General features: G+C 40.3%; 5 protein-coding genes. All 5 read left to right on the top strand.

Features of this window, described 5'->3' with window-relative positions:
- The first annotated feature begins 37 nt into the window (after nucleotides 1–37).
- The 5 genes from RMX98_RS25860 to RMX98_RS25840 all read left to right on the top strand — a co-directional run bounded on the left by RMX98_RS25860 (nucleotide 38) and on the right by RMX98_RS25840 (nucleotide 12651).
- Nucleotides 38–7603: a non-ribosomal peptide synthetase gene (locus RMX98_RS25860; protein WP_322676920.1), complete on the top strand. Its 7566-nt coding sequence runs from the start codon at nucleotides 38–40 to the stop codon at nucleotides 7601–7603.
- Nucleotides 7604–7702: 99 nt separating this feature from the next.
- Nucleotides 7703–8497, top strand: a complete 795-nt coding sequence (locus tag RMX98_RS25855; protein WP_322676919.1) for a hypothetical protein — start codon at nucleotides 7703–7705, stop codon at nucleotides 8495–8497.
- Nucleotides 8498–8571: 74 nt separating this feature from the next.
- Nucleotides 8572–9678, top strand: coding sequence for a zinc-binding dehydrogenase (locus tag RMX98_RS25850; RefSeq protein WP_322676918.1), 1107 nt, complete (start codon nucleotides 8572–8574; stop codon nucleotides 9676–9678).
- A gap of 35 nt (nucleotides 9679–9713) precedes the next feature.
- Nucleotides 9714–10535, top strand: coding sequence for a pyrroline-5-carboxylate reductase (gene proC / locus RMX98_RS25845; protein ID WP_322676917.1), 822 nt, complete (start codon nucleotides 9714–9716; stop codon nucleotides 10533–10535).
- 103 nt (nucleotides 10536–10638) lie between these two features.
- Nucleotides 10639–12651, top strand: a complete 2013-nt coding sequence (locus tag RMX98_RS25840; protein ID WP_322676916.1) for an ABC transporter ATP-binding protein/permease — start codon at nucleotides 10639–10641, stop codon at nucleotides 12649–12651.
- Nucleotides 12652–12871 lie beyond the last annotated feature (220 nt).

Here is a 12871-nt window from a genome sequence, read left to right as displayed (position 1 = left end):
CTAATTCTGAATTAGGCAACGTGGAGGCAATGTTTTTGTGAATATCGAGCAATTGGTAGCTAATCTTAATAAACAGGGTGTGAAGTTCTGGGTTGAAGGTGAGCAGTTGCGCGTTAATGCTCCTAAGGGAGTGTTGACGCTAGAAACTCGTAATTTATTAGCTCAAAATAAATCAGAGCTTATCTTGTTTTTGCAAGAGAAAAAAGCCGCTACCAATACAGATTTACCTCTCGTCAAAGCCAAGCGCCCTCAGAACATACCTTTATCTTTTGCCCAAGAACGACTCTGGTTATTAAACCAGTTGGAACCAGATAGTCCCTTCTACAACGAACAAACAGCTCTAAAATTTCACGGTCAGTTGAATGTCGCGGCACTAGAGCAAAGCCTCAACAAAATTATTGCTCGCCACGAAGTTTTACGTACCAACTTCCGCACTATCAACGAACAGCCAGTCCAGGTAATTGCTGACAGCTTAACTTTAAGTGTGCTAGTAGTAGATTTAACAGAGTTACCTGAAAGTGAAAAAGCGATCGCTTGCCAAAAATTAGCCACGACTGAACTTGCTCAACCCTTTGACCTTGCTAGCTCTGCTTTAATCCGAGCTTGTGTGGTGAAATCCACAGAGCTAGAACACGCTTTTATACTAACAGTCCACCACATCATAGTGGATGGTTGGTCAACAGGCATATTAATGCGCGAGTTAGCAACCATCTATTCAGCCATCTGCAATAACTTGTCTCCCAAGCTACCTGAGTTATCAATTCAGTATGCCGACTTTGCGATTTGGCAAAGGCAGTGGTTGCAAAAAGAAGTACTGCAAACGCAGCTTGACTACTGGAGGCAACAACTCAAAAACGCTCCTACCTTATTAGAATTACCTACAGACCGACCTAGACCAGCCATTCAAACTTACCGAGGCGCAGTCCAATATGTAGAATTATCAAGCGAACTGAGTCAAGCGATCGCCAATTTTAGCAGGCAAGAGGGAGCTTCCCTATTTATGACGCTGTTCTGTGCTTACGTTACCTTGCTTTATCGCTATACAAGCTCTGATGATATTGTAGTGGGTACGCCAATTGCTAACCGCGATCGCTTAGAACTTGAAGGGTTAATTGGCTTTTTTGTCAATACTTTAGTATTACGTACCGATTTGTCAGGCAACCCCAGTTTTAAGGAATTGCTAGGTCGAGTACGACAACGCATATTGCAAGCTTATACTCATGCAGACTTCCCTTTTGATGAGTTGGTCAAAGCATTACAGCCACAACGCGACCTGAGCTATACACCTTTATTTCAGGTGTTGTTTGTCCTCCAGAATGCACCCATATCTGAAGTAGAGCTTCCTGGCTTAACTATCAGTCCTTTACCAACCCAGAGCACAGTTGCCAAGTTTGATTTAACTTTATCATTCCAAAACACTGCCACTGGACTGGTAAGTATGTGGCAGTACAATGCTGACCTATTTGATGCAGCCACTATCGAGCGCATGAGTGGGCATTTTGTCACATTACTTAAAGGCATTATTGCTAACCCCAAAGAGCAGATTTCACAATTACCTTTGCTAACAGCAGTTGAGCAACAACAGTTATTAGTAGAGTGGAACAATACTCAAGTAGACTATCCTACCGATAAGTGTATTCATCAGCTGTTTGAAGAGCAGGTAGAGCGTACCCCGGATGCTATAGCAGTAATATTTGAAAATCAACAACTGACTTATCAGCAGTTAAATTGCCGAGCTAATCAATTAGCTCATTACTTACGCTCATTGGGTGTAAAACCTGATACGCTGGTGGGTATTTGTGTCGAGCGTTCTTTAGATATTGTGGTAGGGCTATTGGCAATTCTCAAAGCTGGTGGCGCATATCTGCCACTTGACCCAGATTATCCGCCTGAGCGTTTGAGCTTTATGCTAGAAGATGCTCAAGTTTCGGTGCTGCTAACACAACATAGTCTAATTGAGAAGTTGCCTCAATATCAAGCAGAGCAAGTACTTTTGGATACCAACTGGCTAAATATAGGTAAGTATAGCCAGGAAAATCCAATCACTAGTGTGCAAGCAACTAACTTGGCTTATGTAATTTATACTTCTGGTTCTACAGGAAGACCCAAAGGGGTGATGATCTCACATAGCGCGATCGCTAATCACTGCTATATTGTTCAACAGACTTATAAATTTGTACAGAGCGATCGTTTACTCCAGTTTGTCTCAATCAGCTTCGATCCCTCATTAGAAGATATATTTCATACATTAATGGTTGGTGCTACCTTGGTACTCCGAGGCTCTGATGTATGGACTCCGACAAACTGCCAAAAAATAATTTCGGATTTTGGAATTACCGTCCTTAGTCTTCCAACAGCCTATTGGCACCAATTGGCTCAAGAGCATTTTCAAACACAAGTGTTAGATCCCAATAACCAACTGAGACTTGCGTTGGTTGGTGGCGATGTCATGTTGCCTGAATATGTTGCCCTTTGGCAACAAAGCCAAATGTCTTGTGTTCGTCTGATCAATATTTATGGCCCCACAGAGACAACTATCGGCGCAACTCTATTTGAAACTCTTCCTCAGGTAAGTGAAGACATCAATTTGAAAAAAATTCCTATTGGTCGTCCCCTGCCTAACAAAACTGTATATATTCTGGATAAGTATTTACAGCCTGTTCCTATTGGTGTGCCAGGAGAATTATATATTGGGGGTGCGTGCTTGGCAAAAGGCTACCTCAACTGTCCAGAGTTAACACAAGAGAAATTTATTCCTAACCCCTTTCAAAGAGGCAGAGGGGCAGAGGGGCAGAGGGGCAGAGGAGAGGATTTCCCCTCTGCTCCCCTGCTCCCCTGCTCCCCTGCTTATTCTGAGCATCTCTACAAAACAGGGGACTTAGCTCGCTATTTACCTGATGGCAATATTGAATACCTAGGGCGTATTGACAACCAAGTAAAAATTCGGGGCTTCCGAATGGAGTTGGGCGAAATTGAAACAGTCCTAAGCCAACATCAAGATGTACAAGCATCTTGTGTCATCGCCCGTGAAGACACTCCTGGTGATAAACGTTTAGTTGCATACGTGGTTCCGCATCAGCATTGTACAAATATACTCAATCAACTGCGTGACTTCCTAAAAGCAAAACTTCCAGAATATATGGTTCCAAATGCGATCGCTATTCTGGATTCTCTACCACTCACTCCTAACGGAAAAATAGACCGTCGTGCTTTACCCGCACCAGATTTACAAAGCAAATTATCAGATAAATACTTTGCTCCACGCAATCCAGTTGAAGAAATGCTGGCGCAAATTTGGGCGCAAATCTTAAAACTAGAGCAAGTAGGCATACATGATAATTTCTTTGAACTGGGGGGACATTCGTTACTAGCAACGCAATTACTTTCGCGTATCCGCAACATTTTTAAAGTAGAACTACCACTGCGTGAGTTATTTGCCAGAGCAACCATTGCCGAATTGGGGCATTTTATTGGGCAATTGCAGCAACAAGAATTAGAAATTTCTACGCCACCCATCTTAAGGCGAACAAACAATACACAATTACCACTGTCTTATGCTCAACAGCGTTTGTGGTTTTTAGACCAGTTACAGCCTCTAGGTGGCGCATATAATATGCCCCTAACTTTGCGTCTAGTTGGCACTCTCAATCAAACAGCCTTAGAACAAAGCTTAGAAGAAATTATTCGTCGCCATGAAGTATTACGCACCAACTTCATTAACGTTGATGGGCAACCATTTCAAGTTATTAGGGAGCAGGGAACAGGGAGCAGGGAGCAGGGAATATTATCAATTGTTGACTTGCAGCATCTACCGACAAGCGAACAAGAAATTGCTTTGCAACAATTAGTGCAACAACAAGCACAGCAACCTTTTAACTTGGCAGATGAACCATTAATCAGAGCAACTTTAGTCTTACTGTCCCAAACAAAACAGGCTTTGTTAGTGTTTATACATCACATTGTCTCTGATGGTTGGTCAATTGGTGTGTTTACTCAAGAATTAGCCGCTTTATACAATGCTTATACTCAAGATCAATTGTCATTATTAGCACCATTGTTAATTCAGTACGCAGATTTCGCAATTTGGCAGAGACAGTGGTTGCAAGGGGATGTACTGCAAGGCCAACTCTCGTACTGGCAACAACAACTAAAAGACGCACCAACTTTATTATCCCTACCCACTGACCGACCGAGAGGAGCGGTGCAAACTTATCACGGGGCTTATCAAGAGTTGGTAATCTCGAAAGAGTTAAGTACTGCTCTGAAAAATTTGAGTCAAAAAGAAAGTGTCACTTTGTTTATGACGCTGTTAGCAGTATTTCAAATATTGCTATGGCGTTATAGTGGACAGGATGATATTTGCATAGGTACACCGATCGCTAACCGCAACCGTGCAGAAATTGAATCACTAATTGGCTTTTTTATCAATACTTTGGTGATGCGTACCCGCTTAGATGGGAATCCCAGTTTTAGGGAGTTATTATCGCGGGTGCGAGAAGTAGCTTTGGGCGCATACACCCATCAAGATTTACCTTTTGAAATGTTGGTGGAAGCATTACAGCCAGAACGAAATCTCAGCCATAATCCAATTTTTCAGGTGTGGTTTAATTTACAGAATTTGGCACAAAACGAACTAGAACTTTTTGGGCTGTCTGTAGAACCTATATTGATGTCAGAAGCGGCTTCTAAGTTTGACTTAAGCTTGTATGTTGCAGAATACGAACAAGGAATAACTCTGCAACTACTATATAATGCTGACCTATTTACTTCAGAACGAATGGTGGAAATGGTGCAACAATTCCATCATTTGCTGAATCAAATTGTTGTTGATGCTGATAGTAACATTGCCTCTTATTCTCTTGTCACACCGCAAGCCCAACTGTTGCTACCAGATCCCACAACAGCCATACCACAACCAGAATACGAATTAGTCACAACAACCTTTACCTCTTGGGTAAATAGCGCCCCAGAACTCTCAGCAGTGCGTCAAGGATCTCGCACTTGGAACTATGGCGAATTAGGCAATAAATCTCAAGCTTTAGCCAGGGTGATGCTGAGTCATGGTATCGCTAAGGGTGATGTCGTAGCTGTATATGGAAGCCCAAGTTTTGGATTGATTGCCAGTGCGATCGCTGTACTCTTGAGTGGAGGAGTTTTACTTACTATAGATCCGCAACTTCCTAGTCAACGCCAACGGCTAATGCTTCAAGAAGCTAAAGCTAAATTCATATTGTACGTCGATAGTCAATACCTAGAAGACCAAATATGGCAGTCTTTAACTGTTATCTGTATAAATCCAGACACAGCAGAAGCCATAAATTCTTTAGAAAGCAGTCATACAATACCCTTGCCGGAAATATCTGCTAATGATGCAGCCTATATTTTCTTTACTTCTGGTACTACTGGCGTTCCTAAAGGAGTGTTGGGGTGTCACAAAGGGATGGCGCATTTTCTCAATTGGCAAAGACAAACCTTTGAAATTAATCAACAAGACCGGATTGCCCAATTAACAGGACTTTCCTTTGATGTTGTCCTCAGAGATATTTTCTTACCTTTGACCAGTGGTGCAACCTTGTGTCTGCCAGCACCAGAGGATAAGTTAGAACCGACGAAAATTTTACGTTACTTGGAACGCGAACAGATTTCTGTTCTGCATACAGTTCCCTCCTTAGCGCAATCATGGTTAGCCAATGTTCCCTCGAAGGTTTCTCTGCATAACTTACGCTGGTTATTCTTAGCCGGAGAACCTCTGAAGGAGACACTTGTACTGCAATGGCGAAATGCTTTTCCCGAAGCAGGTGAAATCGTTAATCTGTATGGGCCCACAGAGACAACTTTGGCGAAGTGTTATTACCAAGTACCCAGCGAACCCAGACCAGGAATACAGCCAGTTGGAAGAACACTTCCAGAAACTCAAGCACTAGTTTTGGGTAGAAATCACCAATTGTCTGGGATTGGGGAACCGGGCGAGATTGTTTTGCGGACTCCATTCCGCAGTTTGGGCTACATTAACGCGTCCCAAGAAATGCGCTCTCTGTTTGTCATCAATCATTTTCGCAACGATGAACAAGATTTGCTGTATTATACAGGCGATCGCGGCTGCTATTTTCCAGATGGCACTCTAGAAATTCTCGGTCGCCAAGATTATCAAGTCAAGATTCGCGGCATACGTATAGAGCTGGGAGAAATTGAGACAGTGTTAGCACAACACCCATCTGTGCATCAGACTGTAGTAGCTGCACGTGAAGATGAGTCTGACGAGCAACGCTTAGTGGCTTACATCATCCCCACTCCAGAATCAACACCTACCATCAGCGAGATTCGCCGTTTCCTCTCTACCAAATTGCCACAGTATATGGTACCTTCTAGTTTTGTCTTCCTAAATAGGCTGCCACTAACACCCAACGGCAAAGTAGACCGCCGCGCTTTGCCAATACCTTCTAACGTTAATCACTTAGACACATTTATCGAACCCCGTAACCAATTAGAACTGCAACTAGTACAAATTTGGTCAAAAATTCTCAAAGTTGACAAGGTGGGAGTACAAGACAACTTTTTTGACCTTGGCGGTCATTCGCTGTTAGCTCCTTACTTAATGGCTCAAATCAAGCAGCAATTTGGTAAAGATGTGAGTTTAACCAGCCTGTTCCAAAATCCAACAATTGAACAGTTGGCGACAATTTTGCAAATAGACTCGGATTATGAAAGTTCGTCTTGTCTAGTTCCAATTCAGCCAAACGGTTCCAAGTTACCTTTCTTCTGCCTTCCTGGTGCGGGTGGTGAGCCTTTCTACTTGTATCATTTAGGGCGTTATTTAGGAGAAGACCAACCTTTATACAGTTTTCAAGCCAACAATTTAGATGGACTAGAGACAGCTACCCGAATTAAGGAGATGGCTAATCATTATATTCAAGCCATGCAGACAGTTCAGCCGCAAGGGCCATACTTTTTAGGAGGGCATTCTTTAGGAAGTATCGTGGCTTTTGAAATGGCGACTCAGTTGGTTTATCAAGGACATCAAGTTGCGCTACTTGCCATGATTGATATGCCAGCACCAACCTCTAAAGACAAACAAACACGAATTGAGCGTCTTGATTGGGATCATGCGAGGTGGCTGGTTGAGGCGATTAAAGCAGTAGAAGTTTCTCTATCAACGAATATAGATATTTCTTACGATACTCTGCGATCGCTATCTGTAGAGGAACAACTAAAACGAGTTTTACAGCATTTCAAAACGGTAAATATGTTGCCTCCTAATGCTGAAATTACACAGCTAAAAAACATCGTGCAAGCTTTAAAAGCAAACTCTCTATCTCTCATTAAATATGAACCACAACATACCTATCCCGGACAAATTACTCTTCTACGTGCCAGCGAGACTCCTCCAGAACGCTTGAATAGTAAGTTTTCTGATATTTCACAGGATTCAGCTATGGGCTGGGAGGAGTATTCTTGCGAACCAGTAGATATCCATTTTGTTCCAGGCAACCATGTGACAATGTTGGCTGAACCCCACGTTCAGATTTTAGCCGAACGCTTGAAAGTTTGCATTCAGCAAGCCTTATATAGGCAAGGGGGTAAGATAAATATATTATCTGAGTAAATTTAGATAATTTATTTTTCAGAACTCCACAAGCAAACATGGCTTTGCTAAATATTAGTAGGAATTTAAATTTGAAATTGAAATGTAAGGAAATGTATTATGACTGCTGCTTCTAACCAAATTAAATCGACACTGTGGGAAAAAAACCAAGAGTATTCCTTAACAACAGAATCTTTAAGAAAGCTGATTGAACAACGCATTCCTCTAATTCGGATTAAAGATTTTGCCACACGCGAAGAGTGTGAAATGTTATATGCTCAATCTCAATCACTCGTCTTTAATACTTATGAAGATGTCACTCCTAAAATTGAAAAAGTTGGCATTACAGTGTTTGAATATAACAGTATTAGTAAAGGAAACTATTTTCAAGAAGTAGAAAGAGCATCTAAATTAAGAGACTCTATTTTTGCAGCTTCCTTCAATCCATTAGAGCGCATCATAGAGAAATTTAGAGAGTGTGGCGCGAAGGTACGAGTTGCTTCTGAACCAGACTACGGTAGCTATTATGCAGGATTGATCAGAAAAATTGAAAATGGTACTCAACTTCATATTGATTTTGCCCCATTGGAGCAATCTGGATGGGAAGTTTGCACAATTACCACTCAACTTTCCTGGACTTTGTACTTGAAATTGTCTGATAACGATCGTGGTAAAACTTGTATTTACGATCGCCGTTGGACACCGGAAGATGAGCAATATAAGCTCGATTCTTACGGATATAGCGATAAAGTCATTGCCGATAAAGATGCGATCGCTTTTCAACCTTACGTAGGAGATGTATTGCTTTTCAATACCAGCAACTTTCACTATGTTGAGCCAATGAATGGACAACGTGTAGCTTTCACTTCCATGATTGGCTTACTTCCTAACGGTGAAATTATTTTCTGGTCTTAAACCAAAACTCTGTAGAGACGTTGCATACAACGTCTCTCCATCAACAGCAATTTGCAAAAGTGAGGTAATGATTCATGCCTTTAGCAGCTGTAATGACTGCACCTAATCAACCAGTTACAGTGCAACAATTACCAGACCCAATTCTAGAAAAGGGTGGAATCATTATTGAAACCTTATATTCTGAAGTTTGTGGAACTGATGTACATCTATTGCGCGGACATTTAGAAGGAGTTCCCTACCCAATTATCCCCGGTCACTTTTCAGTCGGTCGTGTGGTAGAAACAGGGGGGCAGGTTAATGATGTCAATGGTAAATTAATTCAGCCTGGAGCGATCGCCACTTTTTTGGATGTCCACGAAACCTGTTACAACTGCTGGTATTGTCTAGTAGCCAAAGCATCCACGCGCTGTCCCCAACGTAAGGTTTATGGTGTCACCTACTCTGCCAAAGATGGGTTATTGGGCGGTTGGTCTGAATTAATTTATCTTAAACCAGGGGTAAAGGTTCTCACTCTACCCGAAGAAGTCTCGCCAAAGCAATTTATTGCTGGAGGATGTGCTTTACCAACTGCACTACACGCGATTGACAGAGGGCAGATTCAAATTGGTGATATTGTTGTAGTACAAGGTTGTGGCCCTGTGGGTTTGAGTGCAGCAATTCTCGCTTTACTTTCAGGTGCGGGTAAAGTAATTGTTATTGATAAATTTGAGAGTCGATTAGCAGTTGCTAAATCCTTCGGTGTCGATGAAGCGCTTGTAATTAATGCTAACGATCCACGACAACATATTGAGCAAGTTTTGGAATTGACAAACGGACATGGTGCTGATGTGACTATTGAAGCCACAGGTATTCCCATTGCTGTCAAAGAAGGCTTGAATATGACAAGAAATGGGGGGCGCTATGTGATTGTTGGGCATTACACAAACACTGGTGAAATTCTCATCAATCCCCACTTAGAAATTAATTTAAAACATATAGATATTCGCGGAACTTGGGGAATTGATTTCAGCCATTTCTACAGAATGATTGAATTATTAAAACGTCATAGTAATTCAGACAAAAATATTGCTTGGTCAAGCATAATTAGCCGTTCATATACTTTAGAAGAAATTAATCAAGCCCTAGTAGATGTAGAGCAAGGTTCTGTATTAAAAGCTGTAATTCAGCCTAATTTATGTTAAAGCTAAAAATATATTAAATAACTTAGGAAGAAGATATGCTAAGAAATTTACAAATTGCTTTCATCGGTGGCGGAACGATGGGGGAAATGATAATTAGTAGATTGTTATCAACCAAGATTGTTGAAAAACCTGAACTAATTGTTGTGAGCGAGCCACTTTCTACACGATGCCTTCATTTAGAAAGAGAATATAGAGTACGTACTACAACCTCCAATATAGAAGCTATACAAGGCGCATCTATTATAGTTTTAGCAGTAAAGCCGCAGGTGTTAGCCTCTGTTATGGCTATGCTAAAAGGTCAGATTTCACCTGATGTTTTAGTAATTAGTATTATCGGTGGAGTGGGTATTGCAGCTCTGTGCGAAGGTTTAAATCATTCTGCTGTTGTCCGTACAATGCCAAATATTGCAGTGCAAGTTGGTCATGGAACTACAGTATGGAGCGCATCAGCAAGTGTGACAGAAAAACAGCGATCGCATACTCAAATAATTTTACAAGCATTAGGTAAAGAGTTTGCTACCCAAAACGAACATTACCTTGATATGTCAACAGCGTTGAGTAGTGCCGGAACAGGATTTATATATCTGTATATCGAAGCGATGATTGATGCTGGGGTGCAGATGGGTTTAACTCGCATACAAGCCCAAGAATTAACACTGCATACAATTGCTGGCAGTGTAGAACTGATGTTTCAAACTGATGAACATCCAGCCGTCTTACGCAACAAAGTAACGAGTCCAGGAGGAGTTACTGCTGCTGGACTTTACGAGTTAGAAAAAGGAGGGATGCGGACTGTGATTGCTAATGCAGTGCTTACAGCTTTAAGCCGCACTCAACAACTAGGTAATATGTTTTAAAAAATAGTTAGTAATGGGATTTGTTATTCAGTCACTATTACTGATTATTTAACAGTTAAAATAATCAAGATAAATCTAAAATATATCGGTTTTATTCTCAAATATGACAGCCCAAATTCTTCAATCTAAACCTGCAACAAATCCTTTTTCAGACTTTTTTCATTTCTGGGGAAATGTCAAAGCGATCGCAGGCCCTTATTGGTATCCCACAAAGCCAGGCGAAAGAGCATTTGGTGATGTAATTCGTGCCTGGGGAATGCTGATTTTACTCTTATTAGTAATAATGTTATATGTAGGCATAAATGCTGGTAATACTTTTATTCATCGCTACCTAATAGATGTAATTATTCAAGAAAAAAATTATTCTAAATTTACTTATACTATTTCAATTTATGCTGTTGGTATTGTTTCTATAACACTTTTGATGGGATTTAATAAATTTCTCAGAAGACAAATTTCTCTTCATTGGTATCAATGGCTAGAAAATAATATATTAAATAAATATTTGAGAAACCGCGCTTATTACAAAATAAATTTTAAAGCCGACATCGATAACCCAGATCAACGCTTATCCCAAGAAATTGAACCGATTACGAGTAGTGCTGTCAACTTTTCAGCTACTTTCTTAGAAAAAGCGTTGGAAATGACGATCTTTTTAGTCATTATCTGGTCTATTTCCCAACAAATAGCTATTGTTATCATTATTTATACAATTATCTGTAATTTAATTGGTGGTTACTTAAATCAAGAATTTATTAAAATTAATCAGGCAGAACTCGAAGCTAAAGGCGATTATAGTTATGCTCTAACTCATGTGCGAAATCATGCTGAATCTATAGCTTTTTATCAAGGAGAACAACAAGAATTAAATATAATTGAACGTCGATTCCTGAGCCTAATTAAAACTATTCAACGTAAGATTGGTTGGGAGAGAAATCAGGCAATTTTTAACAGAGGATATCGAGGTGCTATCGAACTTGGTATGCTCTTAGTACTCGCACCTTTATACATTAAAGGTGACATTGATTTTGGACAAGTTGGACAAGCCACTACAGCCAGCTATCAGTTTGCAGCCGCGTTAGAAGAATTAATTCGAGAATTGGGCGTTTCTGGGCGATTTTCTAGTTACGTTGAGCGTTTATCTGAGTTTTCAGATGCTTTAGAAGCAGTAAGTAAACAGCCAGAAAATGTCAGTACGATTAAAACAATAGAAGAAAACCAGTTTGCTTTTGAGAATGTCACTTTACAAACGCCCAACTATGAACAAGTAATTGTTGAAAATTTGTCCCTTTCTGTTCAACCAGGAGAAGGTTTATTAATTGTTGGCCCTAGTGGTAGAGGGAAAAGTTCTCTACTCAGAGCAATCGCTAGTTTGTGGAATGCGGGAACTGGTCGTTTGGTACGACCTCCTCTAGAAGAACTCCTATTCTTACCCCAACGTCCTTATATCATTCTGGGAACTTTGCGCGAACAGTTACTCTATCCCAAAACTAATCGTCAAATGACCGACACAGAACTAAAAGCAGTTTTGCAACAAGTAAACCTGCAAAACTTGCTCAGTCGAGTTGAAAGCTTTGATACAGAAGTTCCTTGGGAAAATATATTATCGCTCGGAGAACAACAACGCCTAGCTTTTGCACGCCTGTTAATAACTCATCCAAGATTCACCATATTAGATGAAGCAACAAGTGCCTTGGATTTGAAAAACGAAGGAAGTTTATATCAACAGTTAAAAGAGACGAAAACAACATTTATTAGTGTGGGACATCGAGAAAGTTTATTTGATTATCATCAATGGGTTTTGGAACTTTCACAAGACTCTAGCTGGCGACTTGTTACTATCCAAGATTACCGAAATCCACAAAAGATAGCCCCTAATTCTCCAGAAAATACTCAAATTTCCTCTAATCATGAATCTCAAGACCAATTAGCTATCTTGACTCAAAAAGCTACAACTGAAGGACTTTCTCATAAAGAAATGAGCGAATTAACATACTATTCCATTAAAACTATTAGAAGTAAGGGCAGTAAAGGGGAGCTTATCACCATTAGAGACGGACTTAGCTACCGATATGACAAAGATCCCAAAGTATTGAAATGGGTGAGAGTTGAATAGCTATTACTCATAATTTTTAAATATCAATCACTTTTTACCAAACAGTTCAATATTCAATTTATTCCAAAAAATAATAATCGTGAGGTTGAAGAGACTACGCTCACCTCTTATTCTGAACTGCTATTAACGTCAATTTGTTTGACACATAAAAAAGTTATTTACCAGAATTAATAACTTCCATTAAAGATTCCTAGCAATTCTTATCCCTATTGCAAATTAA

Source organism: Nostoc sp. DedQUE02, from assembly GCF_034531035.1.
Lineage (GTDB): Bacteria > Cyanobacteriota > Cyanobacteriia > Cyanobacteriales > Nostocaceae > Nostoc.
Note: the sequence above shows the minus strand (reverse complement) of the source record. Positions and strands in the feature narration are given on the sequence as shown.

Excerpts from the sequence above, each read along its gene's own strand:
- proC (WP_322676917.1), top strand. The coding sequence starts at position 9,714 with ATGCTAAGAAATTTACAAATTGCTTTCATCGGTGGCGGAACGATGGGG.
- RMX98_RS25855 (WP_322676919.1), top strand. The coding sequence starts at position 7,703 with ATGACTGCTGCTTCTAACCAAATTAAATCGACACTGTGGGAAAAAAAC.
- RMX98_RS25850 (WP_322676918.1), top strand. The coding sequence starts at position 8,572 with ATGCCTTTAGCAGCTGTAATGACTGCACCTAATCAACCAGTTACAGTG.
- RMX98_RS25840 (WP_322676916.1), top strand. The coding sequence starts at position 10,639 with ATGACAGCCCAAATTCTTCAATCTAAACCTGCAACAAATCCTTTTTCA.